Source organism: Mucilaginibacter sp., assembly GCF_028288225.1.
Lineage (GTDB): Bacteria > Bacteroidota > Bacteroidia > Sphingobacteriales > Sphingobacteriaceae > Mucilaginibacter.
On the sequence record NZ_JAQBOC010000045.1, the window covers coordinates 88,792 to 106,939 of the forward strand.

General features: G+C 41.9%; 14 protein-coding genes. All 14 read left to right on the forward strand.

Annotated elements, in window-relative coordinates; translation table 11 throughout:
* The first annotated feature begins 181 nt into the window (after positions 1-181).
* Positions 182-646, forward strand: a complete 465-nt coding sequence (gene mraZ / locus JWQ54_RS13920) for a division/cell wall cluster transcriptional repressor MraZ (protein WP_299585668.1) — start codon at positions 182-184, stop codon at positions 644-646.
* On the forward strand, positions 643-1,551 hold the full coding sequence (gene rsmH, locus JWQ54_RS13925) for a 16S rRNA (cytosine(1402)-N(4))-methyltransferase RsmH (RefSeq protein WP_299585670.1): 909 nt from the start codon (positions 643-645) through the stop codon (positions 1,549-1,551). The genes mraZ and rsmH overlap by 4 nt, the downstream gene beginning before the upstream one ends.
* The gene (locus tag JWQ54_RS13930; protein WP_299585672.1) at positions 1,548-1,961 is read left to right on the forward strand and encodes an FtsL-like putative cell division protein; all 414 of its coding nucleotides are present in this window, start codon (positions 1,548-1,550) and stop codon (positions 1,959-1,961) included. The genes rsmH and JWQ54_RS13930 overlap by 4 nt, the downstream gene beginning before the upstream one ends.
* Positions 1,951-4,065, forward strand: coding sequence for a penicillin-binding protein (locus tag JWQ54_RS13935; protein ID WP_299585674.1), 2,115 nt, complete (start codon positions 1,951-1,953; stop codon positions 4,063-4,065). Before JWQ54_RS13930 ends, JWQ54_RS13935 begins: the two co-directional genes overlap by 11 nt.
* Positions 4,062-5,522, forward strand: coding sequence for a UDP-N-acetylmuramoyl-L-alanyl-D-glutamate--2,6-diaminopimelate ligase (locus tag JWQ54_RS13940; protein ID WP_299585676.1), 1,461 nt, complete (start codon positions 4,062-4,064; stop codon positions 5,520-5,522). Before JWQ54_RS13935 ends, JWQ54_RS13940 begins: the two co-directional genes overlap by 4 nt.
* 86 nt (positions 5,523-5,608) lie before the next feature.
* A complete protein-coding gene (gene mraY / locus JWQ54_RS13945; RefSeq protein ID WP_299585678.1) occupies positions 5,609-6,850 on the forward strand; it encodes a phospho-N-acetylmuramoyl-pentapeptide-transferase in 1,242 nt (413 codons plus the stop codon).
* 98 nt (positions 6,851-6,948) lie between these two features.
* A complete protein-coding gene (gene murD, locus JWQ54_RS13950; protein WP_299585680.1) occupies positions 6,949-8,292 on the forward strand; it encodes a UDP-N-acetylmuramoyl-L-alanine--D-glutamate ligase in 1,344 nt (447 codons plus the stop codon).
* A gap of 83 nt (positions 8,293-8,375) precedes the next feature.
* Positions 8,376-9,521, forward strand: coding sequence for an FtsW/RodA/SpoVE family cell cycle protein (locus tag JWQ54_RS13955; RefSeq protein WP_299585682.1), 1,146 nt, complete (start codon positions 8,376-8,378; stop codon positions 9,519-9,521).
* Between the two features lie 167 nt (positions 9,522-9,688).
* Positions 9,689-10,798, forward strand: coding sequence for an undecaprenyldiphospho-muramoylpentapeptide beta-N-acetylglucosaminyltransferase (gene murG / locus JWQ54_RS13960; RefSeq protein ID WP_299585786.1), 1,110 nt, complete (start codon positions 9,689-9,691; stop codon positions 10,796-10,798).
* Positions 10,799-10,913: 115 nt separating this feature from the next.
* On the forward strand, positions 10,914-12,269 hold the full coding sequence (gene murC, locus JWQ54_RS13965; RefSeq protein ID WP_299585684.1) for a UDP-N-acetylmuramate--L-alanine ligase: 1,356 nt from the start codon (positions 10,914-10,916) through the stop codon (positions 12,267-12,269).
* The gene (locus tag JWQ54_RS13970) at positions 12,262-13,122 is read left to right on the forward strand and encodes a cell division protein FtsQ (protein WP_299585686.1); all 861 of its coding nucleotides are present in this window, start codon (positions 12,262-12,264) and stop codon (positions 13,120-13,122) included. Before murC ends, JWQ54_RS13970 begins: the two co-directional genes overlap by 8 nt.
* A gap of 1 nt (position 13,123) precedes the next feature.
* Positions 13,124-14,467 (forward strand): cell division protein FtsA, encoded by a 1,344-nt coding sequence (gene ftsA, locus JWQ54_RS13975; protein WP_299585688.1) that lies wholly within the window; start codon positions 13,124-13,126, stop codon positions 14,465-14,467.
* 126 nt (positions 14,468-14,593) lie between these two features.
* Positions 14,594-16,204 carry a cell division protein FtsZ gene (gene ftsZ, locus JWQ54_RS13980; RefSeq protein WP_299585690.1) on the forward strand — a complete coding sequence of 537 codons (1,611 nt, stop codon included), beginning with the start codon at positions 14,594-14,596 and terminating at the stop codon, positions 16,202-16,204.
* 332 nt (positions 16,205-16,536) lie between these two features.
* Entirely contained in the window at positions 16,537-17,781 is a 1,245-nt protein-coding gene (locus JWQ54_RS13985) for an aminotransferase class I/II-fold pyridoxal phosphate-dependent enzyme (protein WP_299585692.1), read from the forward strand.
* Positions 17,782-18,148 lie beyond the last annotated feature (367 nt).

Consider the following 18,148-nt stretch of genomic DNA (forward strand, 5'->3'; position numbering starts at 1 on the left):
TCAAAACTAAGTAGAAAGAAGTAAAACACCTAGGCTTTTTAAGACAAAAGAAAAGGAATATCGATTTAAAAAATAATCCACATACATATTACACAAGTGTTAATAACTTTAGTGGGGTAAAGTGGTAAGAAGTGGTAAAAGAAATCTAATTTTACATTACAATTAATGCCACAGTTTCAATATGTCCTATTTAACCGGCGAGTTTGAGTGTAAATTAGATAACAAAGGGCGAATGATGATCCCTGCGGGCCTCAAGAAAAAGCTTCCAGAAGCTGACACTGAGTGCCTTGTGATCAATCGCGGCTTTGAAAAATATCTTGTGATTTACACTAAACAAGAATGGGACAAAAAACTTGATGAACTGAACAAACTTAATCAATACGAAAAGAAAAACATAGAATTTATAAGATATTTTACCCGCGGCGCAACAGAATTGAATGTTGATGCAGCAGGCAGGGTCAATTTGCCGCAAGGGTTATTGGATTATGCAGGGATTGGAAGCGATGTTGTACTAACTTGCCAGTTAACAAAAATTGAGATGTGGGATAAAGCGGCGTACAATAAAATGATAGATAACGAACCGGATAATTTTGCATTATTGGCTGAGGAAGTGATGGGTGATAAAAGAAAGGAGGGTGTTGTATGAGCAATTACGATTACCATACCCCAGTGATGCTTAATGAGTGTATTGAAGGGCTTAACATTAACCCGTCCGGAACTTATGTTGACGTAACTTTTGGCGGTGGCGGCCACTCGCGCGAGATCTTAAAGCATTTAAATAAAGACGGAAAGCTGCTTGCGTTTGACCAGGATGCTGATGCAAAGCAAAACATAATTGATGATGAACGTTTTATTTTCATCGATCAGAATTTTCGTTACCTCAAAAACTTTTGCCGTTTGCATGATTCTATGCCGGTTGATGGCATATTGGCTGATCTGGGGGTTTCATCGTACCAGTTTGACCAGGCTGAGCGAGGTTTTTCAATCCGCTTTGATGCCGAGCTGGATATGCGGATGAACCGGCAATCGGCATTAAGTGCTAAAGAGGTGGTAAATACTTATTCGGAGGCTGAGCTGCACCGTATTTTCGGGATTTATGGAGAAATTCAAAATGCAAAGTCGCTGGCTAATACCATAGTAACTGCCCGGTTAAATGCACCGATTGTAACGGTTGCGGATTTAAAAAATGCCATTATAAACCGCATCCCAAGGGGGAAAGAAAATAAATACCTGGCGCAGGTTTTCCAGGCTTTACGCATTGAGGTAAACCAGGAGCTGGAAGCATTAAAAGATTTTTTGATCCAGACGGCATCAGTGCTGGTTTCGGGCGGGCGGCTGGTGGTTATGTCATATCATTCGCTTGAAGACAGGCTGGTAAAAAACTTCATAGCCAAAGGCAAGTTTAGCGGCGAGGTGGAGAAGGATTTTTATGGTAACGATAATAAGCCATTTGATGCGGTAAGCCGCGGAGCAATCACAGCATCAGAAGATGAAATAAAAAACAATAACAGGGCACGGAGCGCTAAGCTAAGAATAGCGGTAAAGAAATGACAAACAGGCTGCGTACACAAATTGAGGAGGAGGAAGCTGAGCAACAGAAGCTTATTGTTGAGGAGAAGCATGATAATGAGTTTCCGGATAATTTTATTACTCAATTTTTTACCAAAGGCTTTTGGAATGCTGAATCGGCCACAAAAGCGCTGCCATTTGTATTGTTTGTTGCTTTTTTAGGGATGATATATATTGCCAATATGCACATGGCCGAAAGAAGTATCCGTGATATTAATAAAATAAGCAAAGAAGTAAAAGAACTTAGCTGGGACTATAAAACTACCAAGGCCGACCTTGCTTTTAAAAGTACTCTTACCGAGGTTGCTAAACGCGTGGATACACTTGGTATAAAAGAATCGCTGCAGCCACCACAAAAAATTACAGATGCGGAGGTGAAAAATGAGCATTAGAACCAATATACTAATGAGGGTTTACCTGGCTTTCGGGTTGATCCTCCTTTTTGCTGCAGCTGTAGTGATACAGTTGTTTCGTGTGCAGTTTGTACAGGGGAAGAAGTGGAAAGCTATGGCCACCACGCTTTCAACCCGCTATCAAACGGTTGAAGCCGCTCGCGGAAATATTTTTGCGGTTGATATGAGCCTGCTGGCTACGTCAGTACCCGAGTATGAATTGCATATGGATATGCTTGCGCCCGGTATTGTGGATGATAAAGCTTTTAATGAGAACGTAGACTCATTAGCTATCAAGTTTTCGCAGCTATATGGCGATAAATCTGAAAAGGAATATTCACGCATGCTGCGCAATGCCCGTAAAGAAGGCTCGCGCTATCAGCTCATCAGGAGGAAGGTAACACACAGGGAGTTAACGCTAATCCGCAAGTTTCCTATTTTTAGGATGGGTAAATATAAAGGCGGACTGATAGTTATTGAACAAAACAGGCGCGTATTGCCTTTCCGGTCGCTGGCTGCACGTACTATTGGTTACAAAAATGATAATGTAAAAAATGCAGTCGGACTTGAAGGTGCTTATTCCAGCTACATTAATGGCGAAAGCGGCAAACGATTAATGCAGCGAATGGCCGGTGGCACATGGATGCCTGTTAATAATGGAGAAGACGAGATAGAGCCTAAAGAGGGTGCCGACATTATTTCGACCATTGATGTTAATTTCCAGGATGTTGCGCAGGATGTATTAAAAGCGCAGCTGGAGGCCACAGAAGCAGACCACGGTTGCGTAGTGCTGATGGAAGTTGCCACAGGTGAGATAAGGGCCATTGCAAATTTTACCCGAAACAAAGAAGGTAAATACGAGGAAAAGTTAAATTATGCCATAAGCAATGCGGCGGATCCGGGTTCAACCTTTAAGCTGGCCACATATATGACGCTTTTTGATCAGCATAAGATTGATACTAACTCAATTATAAACGCCGAGGGTGGCAGATATAAAATACCTAAGGGGCCAACCATTAGCGACGTGGAGGATTACAATTTTATAATAACAGCTAAAAAGGCATTTGAAGAATCGTCAAATGTTGCAGCTGCCAAATTTGTTTATAATGCCTACAACAATAATCCTAAAGAGTTTACCGATAAGCTATACAGCTATCATTTAAACGAACCACTTGACCTGCAGATTCCCGGCGAAGGGATCCCGGTGGTTAAAAACCCAAAAAGCCGCAGCTGGAATAGATATTATACCCTGCCCGAAATGGCTTATGGTTATGAAATGAAGATCACGCCGTTGCAAATGCTTGCGCTTTATAATGCGGTAGCTAACAATGGCAAAATGATTGCACCACTATTGGTAAAAGAGATTCGCAGGCTGGGAAACACTGTAGAGCAGTTCCAGGCAAGGGTAATTAATGAAAAGGTGTGCTCTGATGCAACGCTTGGGAAAATGAAAAGCCTGCTGGAGGGTGTAATTACCGAAGGTAACGGTAAAACATTATTCAAAAATTCATTGTATTCGGTGGCCGGTAAAACCGGAACGGCACAAATTGCAAACGGGGCAGCAGGTTATGGTGTTAAAAAAACTTACCAGGCTTCGTTTTGCGGATATTTTCCGGCTAATAATCCTAAGTATTCCATGATAGTGGTTATTAACCATCCAACTAAAGGATCATACCTGGCTGCGAAGGTTGCCGGTCCGGTTTTTAAGAAAATTGCAGACAGGGTATATGCCGGCGACCAGAATATGAACCAGGCCGTACCAATGCATTATGTAGGTAACACAAATTTGCCGCAGATAAAAAAAGGGAATGTAAAAGCGTTAAAGCAGATATATACCAAATTAGGTGTTAAACCGCTGTATGCAACCAATAATGCTGCCGGTAACGGCGTTGATACCAGTAATGGTATTGCTTTTGAGGATGCAACCTATAAAAGTGGTGTAGTACCACAGGTAAAAGGAATGGGGTTGAGCGATGCCTTATATGCGCTGGGAAATGCAGGCTACAAGGTTGTAGCTCGCGGTAGTGGCATGGTGGCTAATCAATCGGTAAATGCAGGGAGCATGATACCAAAGGGATCAAAAATAATAATTGAATTGCAATGAGATATTTGAGCGACATAATAGAAGGGCTTGCATTCACTGAGCTACAGGGTAGTGCTGATATTGAGATAACGGCCATCGTGTTTGATTCGAGGAAAGTTATTCCCGGATGTATGTTTGTGGCTGTAAAGGGTACCATAGTTGATGGGCATGATTATATATTGCAGGCCATTAAAGAAGGCGCCGTAGCTGTTATATGTGAAGAATTACCTTCCCGCGTTACAGGCGAGGTTGATTTTTTAATGGTGGCCGACTCGGCTATTGCGTTGGGAATAGTATCAGCTAATTTTTATGAGAATCCATCATCAAAATTGAAACTGGTTGGAGTAACCGGTACCAATGGCAAAACTACTATAGCAACATTGCTTTATAAATTGTTCCGTGATCTGGGGTATAAATGTGGCTTGTTATCGACCGTTGAAAACCAGATAAATGGCGAGGTTATCCAGGCAACACATACAACCCCTGATCCTGTTGAGCTAAACAGGTTATTGAACGATATGGTTGAGCAGGGTTGCGACTACTGTTTTATGGAGGTAAGCTCACATGCTATTGCCCAGCACCGCATAGGTGCGCTGAAATTTACAGGCGCAATATTCTCAAACCTAACACATGACCATTTAGATTATCATAAAACATTTGAGAAATATCTTAAAGCAAAAAAAACGTTTTTTGATGAACTGCCGTCCAATGCATTTGCATTAACCAATATTGACGATAAGAACGGCAACGTAATGCTGCAAAATACCAATGCCCATAAAAAGACCTATGGACTAAAAAGTATGGCAGACTATAAAGCCCGCATCCTTGAAAATCAGTTTGAAGGCTTGCTTTTGCAGATTGACAATGAAGAGGTTTGGTTTAAAATGGTGGGCACTTTTAATGCATATAATTTATTAGCTGTTTATGCTGCGGCTATGCTGCTTGAGCAGGATAAAACTAAAATATTAACCAGCCTGAGCAAATTAACGGGTGCAAAAGGCCGCTTTGATTATATAGTAGCTCCAAACAAGGTGATAGGTATTGTTGATTATGCACACTCGCCTGATGCTATTCAAAACATATTAAGCACGGTTCATGATATCCGCAAGAATAGTGAGAAAGTGATAACAGTGATTGGCTGTGGCGGCGACAGGGATAAAGCCAAACGCCCGATTATGGCGAAAGTTGCCTGCGAATGGAGCGACAGGGTGATATTAACATCAGATAACCCGCGCTCTGAAGATCCGGCGCAGATAATAAAGGACATGGAAGAAGGCGTTGATCCGGCCTTTAAAAGATATACGTTAAGCATTGTAGACAGGCGCGAAGCCATAAAAACAGCCTGCATGCTGGCTAAGCCTGGTGATATCGTTGTAGTTGCAGGCAAAGGCCATGAAAAGTACCAGGAAATACATGGGGTGAAGAATCACTTTGACGATATGGAAGAGCTGGGTGCGATTTTTAAAGAAATGAATTAAAAAAAAAGTTCATGGACCATCGACCATGGTCCATGGAAAAAAAATCAGTGAAATCAATTATAAAATCAGTGAAATCAAACTAAGGAATGCTTTACTACTTATTCACCTGGCTTAATAAAAATTACACAATACCCGGCTCGGGGGTGTTTCAATACATCACGTTCCGTACGGCAATGGCTGTAATTACATCTTTGGTGGTAACCACGGTATTTGGTCGCAGGCTGATTGATTATTTACGGTTTAAGCAGGTGGGCGAAACTGTAAGGAACCTGGGCCTTGAAGGGCAGATGCAAAAGGCCGGTACCCCAACAATGGGTGGGCTTATCATCATATTAGGCATATTGGTACCTACACTTTTATTTGCCAAGCTGGGCAACATCTACATCGTCATGATGCTGGTTACAACTGTTTGGTTGGGCGCGATAGGCTTTTTGGACGACTATATAAAAGTATTTAAAAAGAATAAAGAAGGTTTAGCCGGTAAGTTTAAGATAATAGGCCAGGTTGGTTTAGCCTTGTTCATCGGGTTTACAATGTATTCAAATCCGGATATTGTAATCCGGCAGGAAGTGAAGCCGCCGGTTAAAATTGATGCCCCTGTTGATTTTCATATGCGCGGCAACAAACCTGTTTATACGCAGGATATCCGGTCGACCAAAACAACCCTGCCATTCTATAAAAACAACGAGTTTGATTATGGCAAGGTGTTAAAGTTTATTGGCGCCGACTCTGACCATTACTCACTGCTGATATTTATGTTCTCGGTAATTATAATTATCACATTCATATCAAACGGAGCCAATATTACTGATGGAATTGACGGCCTTGCAACAGGTACTTCCGCCATTATCGGCATCACGCTGGCCATACTGGCTTATGTATCAAGTAACACAATTATAGCCGAATACCTGAATATAATGTATATTCCCAATTCGAGCGAGCTGGTAATTTTTGCGGGTGCCTTTGTGGGCGCATGTGTAGGCTTCCTGTGGTACAACTCATACCCGGCTCAGGTATTTATGGGTGATACAGGCAGCCTGGCAATTGGTGGAATAATAGCAGTATTTGCTATCATGATCCGTAAGGAGCTACTGGTGCCATTACTATGCGGGGTTTTTGTGATCGAGAACCTGTCGGTAATTATCCAGGTATCCTGGTTTAAATTTACAAGGATAAGGTTCGGCGAAGGGAGGAGGGTGTTTTTAATGTCGCCCCTGCATCACCATTACCAGAAAAGGGGGTTTCATGAAGCTAAGATCGTAACCCGGTTTTGGATCATCGGCATCCTGCTGGCAATAGTTACTATAATAACGTTGAAGCTGAGGTAGTGACTAGAGGTTGGAGATTAGAGATTAGAGATTAGTTAAGAAGAAAATAAAAGAGACCATGGACTATATAGACCATGGTCTATAGACGAAAAGAGTTAATGGAATCAAATAAGAAAATAGTAGTTCTAGGTGCAGGCGAAAGCGGGGTGGGTGCGGCATACCTGGCTCAGCAGCAAGGCTACGAAGTTTTTGTGTCTGATTTTGGAGGGATTACTGATAACTATAAAGAGCAGCTGCAAGGCTGGAACATTCGCTTTGAAGAAAACCAGCATACAGAAGCTGAGATCCTGAAGGCGGTTGAGGTAATTAAAAGTCCAGGGATTCCAGACAAGGCGCCGATCATTAAAAAGATAAAGGAAAAAGCGATCCCGATTATATCAGAAATAGAATTTGCAGGCAGGTATACCAATGCGAAAATTATAGGCATTACAGGGTCTAACGGAAAAACCACTACATCCAGCCTAACGTATCATATCCTGAAAAATGCAGGATTAAATGTTGGGTTAGCCGGTAATATAGGTAAAAGTTTTGCTTACCAGGTAGCTACCGAAAAGTTTGACTTGTATGTACTTGAGATTAGCAGCTTTATGCTTGACGATATGTTCAGTTTTAAGGTTGATATAGCGGTATTATTAAATATAACACCCGATCATTTAGACCGGTACGATTACAAACTGGAAAACTATGCAGCGTCAAAGTTTCGCATCTCTCAAAATCAAACAGCCGGTGATTATTTCATTTACTGTGCAGATGATCCGGAAACCATTAAAGGAATGGTCGGGCGAAGCTTTGCAGCGCAGCAGTTGCCGTTTTCTATCGAAAAAAAAATTGAACAGGGAGCATATCTCGAACAAGACAATATTGTCATTAACATTCACCAACAACATTTTCAGATGTCAATTCACGAATTAGCTTTACAGGGTAAACACAACATTTATAACTCTATGGCATCAGGTATAGTAGCAAAAGTACTCGAACTGCGGAACCCTTCAATGAGGGAGAGCATGGGTAACTTCAAAAGCATTGAGCACAGGCTGGAGTCGGTTGCTGTAATATCCGGCATCAGCTTTATCAATGATTCAAAAGCTACCAACGTTAACTCAACCTGGTACGCCCTTGAAAGTATGACCAGCGATGTAGTACTGATACTTGGCGGAGTTGATAAAGGCAATGATTACGGTATGCTTAAGGACCTGGTTAGGCAAAAAGTAAAAGCAATAGTTTGCCTTGGTAAGGATAACAGGCGCATTCATGATGCTTTTGAAGACGTGGTAGAAATTATAGTAAATACTTATTCGGCCCAGGAAGCCGCAACAGTATCCTATCACCTTGCAACAAAAGGAGATACGGTATTGCTGTCACCCGCATGTGCAAGCTTTGACCTCTTTAAAAATTACGAAGACAGGGGCAGGCAATTTAAACAGGCGGTGAAGGAACTGTAAAAAAAGACCATGGCCTATAGTCCATGGACCATGGTCGAAAAATCGGTGTAATCAAAATTAATCGGTGAAATCAAAAAAATAATATGCATAAAATACTCAGTAATACAAAAGGAGACCGCTGGATCTGGCTTATCGTCATATTGTTGTCGGTTATTTCATTGCTGGCTGTTTACAGCGCTATAGGGTCGCTTGCTTACAAAAGGGGAGTGGGCACGGAGTCTATACTGATAAAACACCTGGCCATGATAGTTGGTGGCATAGCTTTAATGTACCTGTCGCATAAAATTGATTACCGGTATTATCGTGGCATCTCAAAATTGCTGATGATAATAACCATTCCATTGTTACTGTACACGCTAATTTTTGGGCATCACATAAACGAGGCCAGCCGCTGGATTCCCATTCCGGGTACCGGCCTTAGTTTTCAAACTTCAGATTTGGCCAAGCTTGCATTGATAACCTACCTGGCTCGCACATTATCAATTAAACAGGAAAATATTAAGGACGTAAAACAGTCATTTATCCCAATAATGGGGGCAGTTTGTGTGGTTTTTGCACTTATAGCATGGGCCAACCTTTCCACAGCTTTGATGCTGTTTGGAGTTAGCATTTTGTTGCTGATAATGGGGCGTATAAGTGTTAAGCAAATTGCAGTGGTATGTATGGGTGGCGCCGTAGTGTTATCCGGCATATTATTTTTAGGGCCGCGCCGCCACATGTATATTACCCGTATAGAAACCTATATGCACCCTGAAAAGGCTGACCCGGATAAGGCGCAGCAATCCAATCATGCAAAAATTGCAATAGCTACAGGCGGCTTGTTTGGCAAAGGTGTAGGTAACAGCGATGAGATAAACAGCTTACCCGAAGCATACTCTGACGAAATATATGCTATTATAGTTGAAGAATACGGTTTGGTTGGTGGTATTGTGCTGATAGGCATTTACCTGTTCCTGTTATTCAGGTGTATAAAAATTGCAACCCGGGCGCCGAAAGCATTTGGTACGCTGCTGGCTGCAGGACTTAGCTTTAGTTTAACAATACAGGCATTTGCTAATATGGCGGTTGCAGTTGGATTGGGTCCGGTGACGGGAATCCCGCTGCCATTTGTAAGTATGGGTGGTACATCCATATTATTTACCAGCCTGGCATTTGGTATTATATTATCAGTTAGCAGGGATATTGACGAACCTAAAAAAGTTATAGTAGGCGAAATAAGCATGGCGTAGAGTCCCCTAACCCCTAAAGGGGGAATAATGTGCGGATATGCAAATGTGCGGATGTGCGAATAAAAAAATAAAGAGAAGTTAGAAAGGCGATAATTAATCGGTGAAATCAAAATAAATCGGTGGAATCAAGGAATAAAAACCAACCCAATCAAAAACTCCCCCGCCAGCTGGCGGGGGCTGGGGGGCCGCGCATTATCATTAGTGGGGGCGGTACCGGGGGACATATTTTCCCGGCTATTGCTATTGCCAATGCTTTGAAAAGTCTTGATCCGGCAACCGAAATTTTGTTTGTTGGCGCTAAAGGGCGGATGGAGATGGAAAAGGTGCCGGCCGCGGGTTATAAAATAATTGGTTTAGGGATCCAGGGCATTCAGCGAAAATCAATATGGAAGAATATAATGTTCCCGGTAAAGTTAATGCTGAGCGTAAGGAGATCACTTCAAATTATTAAGGATTTTAAACCCGATGCGGTAGTAGGCGTGGGTGGTTATGCTTCCGGGCCATTATTATACGCTGCTTCATTAAAAGGCATTCCGTATTTAATACAGGAGCAAAACTCGTACGCAGGCATTACTAATAAGTGGCTGGGAAAAAAGGCAAAAAAGATCTGTGTTGCTTTTGATGGCATGGATAAATTCTTTCCTTATGACCGCCTTATTAAAACAGGCAACCCGATCCGTAAGGAGTCGGTTAACATTGCCGGCAAGCAAATGCAGGCGATTGAGCTTTATAAACTATCGGCGTTTAAAAAAACAATATTGATAATTGGAGGAAGCCTTGGTGCGCGTACTTTAAATACCAGCATACTGGCCGGGCTCGATAAGTTAATAGCTGCAGATGTGCAGGTAATATGGCAAACAGGGAAGTTTTATTATAAAGGGATTATTGAAAAACTTGGTGAGGATTATCACCCAAATGTGCGCATCCTTGAATTTTTAAACAGGATGGACCTGGCTTACGCCGCTGCCGATATAATTATATCAAGGGCCGGCGCAGGCACAATTGCTGAACTGTATGTGGTGAAAAAACCGGTGATCCTGGTGCCTTCGCCAAATGTAGCGGAGGATCATCAAACAAAAAATGCATTGGCACTGGTACAGGAGCATGCGGCAGTTTTTATTGCCGATAGAGACGCGGAGGCTAAGCTGGTTGATAAAGCCATTGAACTTTTAAATGATAAAGAGTTACAACGAAAAATGAGTGATAATATTGGCAAAATGGCGATGCCTGATGCTGATGAGATAATTGCTAAAGAAGTGATAAAAATGATAAAGTAGTTCATAGTTGATGGTTCATAGTTCATAGTAAAAAGGGAATCTGTGAAATCAAAGAAAACATCAAACAAATAAATCGGTGAAATCAAAAAGTAATCGGTGAAATCAAAATAAAAAAATGGAATTAAGCAGCATAAAACGGGTTTATTTGGTGGGGATCGGCGGCATCGGCATGAGCGGATTGGCCCGGTATTTTCAGCATTTGGGTTGCGTTGTTTGCGGCTATGATAAAACCGCTACCGATTTAACCAATGACCTTCACAATGAAGGCATCCGGGTTATTTTTGATGACCGTATCGATTGGATCCCATATAGCTTTCAAACACCGGATGAGGGTACGCTGATAATTTATACACCGGCAATTCCTAAAGATTCTGCCATTTTGAACTTTTTCCGTGATAATGGCTTTGGGTTGTATAAGCGGTCGCAGGTGTTGGGTATTATTAGCCAGGGGATGTTTACGGTTGCTGTTGCGGGTACGCACGGTAAAACTACCACGTCAACAATGGTTGCCCATATTTTGAAAGATTCCGGTAAAGATTGCTCAGCTTTCCTGGGCGGGCTTTCAACAAATTATCACAGCAATGTGCTTTACGGCAAAAATAATATTGTAGTAGTTGAGGCTGATGAGTATGATCGTTCGTTCCTTACGCTGCACCCTGATGTTGCCATTGTAACATCGATGGATGCCGATCACCTGGATATATATGGGGATCATGCACATTTAACGGAATCGTTCAAATTGTTTGCATCTCAGATAAAACCGGGTGGCACGCTGATCCATAAAAAAGGATTGGATCTGGATACTGGTTTTACTTATGCCGTTGATGCAGAAGCCGACGCAACGGCGTCAAACATAAAAATAGAGAACGGTGATTTTTATTTCGATTTTAAAAATGCCAACACCAGCATAACCAATATCAGGATGGGTATTGCAGGTACCCACAATATTGAAAATGCGGTTGCTGCAATTGAAGCAAGCCTGATACTCGAGGTATCACCAGAAGCTATAAAAAGTGCATTAGGTTCATTTAAAGGGGTTAAACGCCGTTTTGAATATATCGTAAAAAACGATCATCAAATATATATTGACGATTATGCGCATCATCCCGAAGAATTAAAAGCAGCTATCAGGTCGGTTAAAAAATTGTATCCGGGCAAAAAGCTGACAACAATTTTTCAGCCGCATTTATTTACGCGTACGCGTGATTTTGCTGACGGCTTTGCCGAAGCACTTGATTTGTCGGACGAGCTGATCATACTGGATATTTACCCGGCGCGTGAGTTGCCGATAGAAGGTGTAAATGCAGATATGATACTGGAGCGGATGAAATTGAAGAACAAGCGCCGCATTAGCAAGCAGGAAGTTTTGAATGTTATAAAAGAAGAAAAGCCGGAGCTGCTGTTAACAGTTGGCGCAGGCGATATTGATACATTGGTTCAACCCTTAAAACAAATTTTAGCGGATGTTTAAGAAACGGATCTGGAAGCCATTGCTGATAAGCCTTGCCTGGATAATAAGTTTCGGGGGCTTAATAGTATTAATGGGTTTTATTGAAAGCAAAAAGGGTGAGGTTGTATGTAAAGACGTTAAAATATACATACCGGGCAACCAGTATTTTATTGACAGGGAAGAAGTAGACAAAATTTTGCAGGTAAATAGCCGTGCGTTAATTGGCCGCCGGATGGAAAGTATCAATATTAACGGGCTTGAAAAAAAGTTAAAGGCCAACCCGTTTATTGAATTTGCAAAGGTTTATACAGATATGGATGGGGTTATTAATGTTGAGATAAGCCAGCGGCAGCCCATTTTAAGGTTGATGAATCGCTTTGACCAGGATTTTTATGTAGATCAGCATGGATTAAAGATTCCTTTATCGGCAAATTTTACAGCAAGGGTGTTAGTTGCCAATGGATATATAGACGAGCTTTTCGCCAACCAGGTAGATAGTTTGCACACTGCGATTGCTGCAGAGTTGTTTAAAACTGCTGATTATATAAGAAAAGATTCGCTTTGGGATGCGCAGATAGCGCAGATCTATGTAAATAAAGCGCATGAAATTGAACTGATCCCACGTGTAGGCAACAACCGGATCTTGTTAGGCAATGCCGACTCGTTGGAGAATAAGTTTCATAACCTGCTTGTTTTTTACAAAAAGGCATTACCACAGGTTGGCTGGGATGCCTACAAGGTGATAAATGTGAAATATGCTAACCAGGTAGTTGGCGTTAGGAACGAAAATATAAAAACAGATTCATTAAAAGCAAAGGGGGCTTTGAGTGATACATCAAAATTGATTAGGGATACAACAATAAATACGAATTAATATGGACAAAACTTCAACTCAGGAAAAAAGTTCACCAATAGTAGTGGGATTGGACATAGGAACTACCAAGATCTGTGCCATTGTTGGGCGCAGGAGCAAAAATGGCAAAATAGAAGTATTGGGTATTGGCAAAGCTGAATCTGCCGGGGTAACACGCGGCATGGTTTCAAATATTGATAAAACGGTACAGGGAATAACCATTGCCGTTGATGTTGCAGGTACGCAATCAAACGTGGAGATAAAAGTGGTAAATGTAGGCATTGCGGGCCAGCATATTAAAAGTTTACAGCACAGGGGCTTAATAACCCGCCGTGATATGTCAAACGAGATCTCCCGTAAGGATATTGATAAGCTGGTTGAGGACATGTATAACCTGGTGATGCCTCCGGGCGAGGAGATCATCCATGTTTTGCCGCAGGAGTTTACCGTTGATAATGAGCCGGGCATAAAAGATCCGATTGGTATGGCAGGGGTAAGGCTTGAGGCTAATTTTCACATTATATCCGGCCAGGTTACTGCTATAAAAAACATTGTTAAATGTGTAAACAAGGCCGGCTTACAAAGTGAAGAGCTTACGCTTGAGCCTTTGGCATCATCAGAATCTGTATTGAGCGATGAGGAAAAAGAAGCCGGAGTAGTATTGGTAGATATAGGCGGCGGTACAACTGATGTGGCCATTTTTCACGAAGGAATTATACGCCACACCGCAGTTATACCGTTTGGAGGTAATAGCGTAACTGAAGATATCCGCGAGGGTTGTTCTGTAATGCGCAATATAGCTGAGCAATTAAAGGTACGTTTTGGTTCGGCATTGGCTGACGAAAACAAGGAAAACGAGATTGTTTGCGTTCCCGGTTTACGCGGCCGCGAGCCAAAAGAGATCTCGGTAAAAAACCTGGCTTTTGTGATCCAGGCTCGTATGGAAGAGATCGTAGAGCACGTATATTATGAAATAAAATCATCCGGTTACGAGAAAAAACTGATAGCAGGTATTGTTATTACCGGTGGTGGGGCACAGTTAAAACACCTGGCGCAACTGGTTGAATTTGTTACCGGTTTGGATTGCCGCGTAGGTTACCCCAATGAACATTTGGCAAAAAACGAGCAATTGCCTAAAAATGTTTACGAGGAGCTGCAAAGCCCAACTTTTGCAACCGGTATTGGCTTGCTGATAAAAGGCATCCAGAAGATGGAATACAATGACTATGCACCTGCTGCCGAGGACATAAAAGTTGAAAAACCAAGATATACTGAAGACAGGAAGTTTGGTTTATTAGGCAAATTATTAGAAAGCGGGAAGCGTTTTATTAAGGACGATATTAATGATGAGGACTTTTTGAAATAATCTTTCCACATTGACCCGATCTTTCCACATATTGACAATTGTGGATAAGTGTTGTGGAAAAAGTCATAATATTACAATAGATAAATCTGTTTATTCGTCAATCACATATAACTGAAACTTAGGATTATGCATTTTGAGATGTTAAAAGAAAAGTCGTCCATCATTAAAGTAATTGGTGTTGGCGGCGGCGGGGGTAATGCGGTAAACCACATGTACAGACAAGGGATTACCGGTGTTGACTTTATTATTTGCAATACTGATGCACAGGCATTGGAGCTAAGCCCAATTCCCAATAAGGTACAATTAGGTGCAAGCCTTACTGAAGGCATGGGCGCAGGTTCAATACCCGAAGTTGGTAAAAATTCGGCTATTGAAAATATTGATGATATAAAACAAATGCTGGGCTCCAATACCAAAATGCTGTTTATAACAGCAGGTATGGGTGGTGGTACCGGTACTGGTGCAAGCCCTATTATAGCCAAGGCCGCCCGCGAGCTGGATATTCTAACTGTAGGTATTATAACTACACCGTTTGCATTTGAAGGAAAGCGCCGCAAGCTGCAAGCTGATGCTGGCATGGAAGAGCTGAAAAAGCATGTCGATTCATTTTTAGTGATCAGTAATGACAGGCTCCGCCAGATCTTCGGGAACCTTACTTTAGGTTCGGCATTTGCACAGGCCGATAATATTTTAACCACTGCCGCAAAGGGCATTGCCGAAATTATAACACTGCCCGGTTACATAAACGTTGACTTTAAAGACGTGCGCACTGTAATGAAAGACAGCGGCGTATCAATAATGGGCAGTTCATCTGCCGAAGGCGAAAACCGTGCTTTAAAAGCAGTTGAAGGTGCTTTGTCATCACCATTATTAAAAGATAATGAAATTGAAGGCGCCAGATACATACTGCTGAACATAAGCTCGGGCAGCAAGGAAGTTACCATGGATGAAGTAAGTGTTATTACCGATTACATACAAGAAGAAGCAGGTTTAGCTGCCGACCTTATATGGGGTAATTGTGTTGATGAAAATTTAGGGGATAAATTATCTGTAACCATAATTGCCACAGGTTTCCAAACCAAGGATGAGCGCGAAAAAGAGCAAAGCAGCAAAAAAATCGTTTCGATGCTTGTGCCGGAGGTTGAGCCTAAAGCTAAGCCGGTAAATGAATTTATTACAGCTGTTAAGCCTGATGCGGTTACCGAACCGTACATGAAAATGAAGGACGAGTCAAAGCAAACAAAACAAACAGGCTTGTTTGATCTGTTTGCTGCCCGCAACGAAGAGCCTGCAGTTGTAAAGTATGATTTGACAGCAGAAGAAGCGCCGGTGGCAGAAGCAGAAACATCTGATGTGCCTGAAATGACATTTAAGATTGCTGAGCCGGCAACAAACTTTATGCAAACCCAGCCTAAGGAAGAAAAGCTACCTGAGCCTGAAAAAGAGCCCGAAGTTGTTAGCGGTGCAGATGACAATAAAACAAATGAGTCAATAGAAGAGCAACTGCGTAAATCGCGCGAGCGGATAATGAGGCTTAAAGATCTGAGCATGAAATTACGCAGCGGAAATATCCAGGAAATGGAAAGCATTCCGGCTTACAAACGCAAGGAAATTGCCCTTCAGCAAACCCCTGCGTCTGACGAGAGCCATGTTTCCCGGTTCTCTTTATTGCCTGATGACGAAGGAAATACCGGGATAAGAAATAACAACTCTTTTCTGCATGATAATGTGGATTGAGGGTAGTTGATTAGAGGTTAGAGACCAGAGATTGGTTTTTAGCCCGAAAGTCAATAAAAGAAAGACAAATTCCTAATTGTATTTATATAGAAGGCCCTGCAAATTTGCGGGGCTTTTGCTTGTCTATTTGGAAATTGACCATCTGCATCTCGTTCCCTAATTTCCGTTATTTTCAGACTGCCAGCAACTAATCTCCGGTCAAACGGGCTTCTAGTCGCTCTAACCAATCTCTAATCACCAACTTATAGCCTATTATAAAAAGTAATAATGATTGTTTCTGCACGTTTTAAGGGCTATATTTGTATCTTTAAAACGCAATAAAACTTAGCAGTTTGGATATATTTAACAAAATATCAAAAAGCATGGGCGGCCCACTTGGGCAGCACCAAAAATGGTCGCATGGTTATTTTTCCTATCCTAAGCTGGAAGGCGAAATAGGTCCTCACATGCAGTTCAACGGAAAAGAACATTTGGTTTGGAGCCTGAACAATTACCTGGGGTTGGCAAATCACCCTGAAGTTAGGGAAGCTGATGCAAAGGCAGCTGCCGATTATGGTATGGCTTACCCAATGGGTGCGCGCATGATGTCGGGCAATTCTATCCACCATGAAGAGCTGGAAGCAGATCTTGCCTCTTTTGTGGGTAAAGAAGATGCTTTTTTACTAAATTATGGCTACCAGGGAATGGTATCAATAATTGATTCATTGGTTGACCGTAATGATGTTATAGTTTATGATGCCGAATCACATGCTTGTATTATTGATGGTTTAAGGCTGCACATGGGCAAACGTTACGTTTACCAGCATAATGATTTAGAAAGCTGCGAAAAGCAGCTGGAGCGTGCTACAAAGCTTGCTGAACAAACCGGCGGCGGGATCCTGCTGATAACCGAGGGCGTTTTTGGAATGTCGGGTGCGCAGGGTAAGCTGAAAGAGATCATCGCCCTTAAAAATAAATACGATTTCCGTTTGCTTGTTGACGATGCGCATGGTTTTGGTACCATGGGAAAAACAGGTGCCGGTACGCATGAAGAACAGGATTGTGTTGATGGCGTTGATGTTTACTTCGGCACATTTGCCAAGTCAATGGCTGGCATAGGAGCATTTGTAGCTGCTAATAAAGAGATTGTTGACTACCTGCGTTATAATATGCGGTCGCAGATCTATGCCAAGGCATTGCCAATGCCAATGGTAATAGGATTGAAAAAGCGCTTTGAACTGTTGAAATCACAGCCACAGCTGCGCGAAAAACTTTGGGAAATTGCAAACACGCTTCAAAAAGGATTAAAAGAACGCGGCTTTAACCTGGGTGTTACCAATACCATGGTTACCCCTGTAATATTGGAAGGCGACCTGTACGAAGCAACCGCTCTAACCCGCGATCTGCGCGAGAATTACGGGATCTTCTGCTCAATCGTAATATACCCGGTGATCCCTAAGGGATTGATCCTGTTAAGGCTGATCCCAACGGCAGCACATAGTTTGGAAGATGTTCAGCGCACGCTGGATGCTTACAGCGAAATGGCTGAGAAGTTAAAGGCCGGATTTTATAAAGAGAATAAATTAGTGGTGGCGTAAGTGCTTCATCATGTAAGCCCGCGCTAAATCTCCCCCGGTAGGGAGACTATAAAAAAGAATATTCATTAGCCTTTCGGTAATCTGGAAGGCTTTTTTTGTTTTTCTGCATTTTTAGGTTTTGTCACCAACAATATTGAACTTGTGGCTATTATTGGATTTGTTTCGATAACACTGCAGTATGAAAGACGGCCTTATTTTAGTTTTACTTATCTCAAGCTTGATCGCGCCTTATCTGCTGATATTTTATAAAAAGGTAAATATTAGAGTAAGGCTTTTGTTTATTTGCATGATAGAATTATTTATTTTATGTACACTAATAACAATTGATTTTTTTAGCGATGGTTTTTTTGTATATGAAACCTATTTT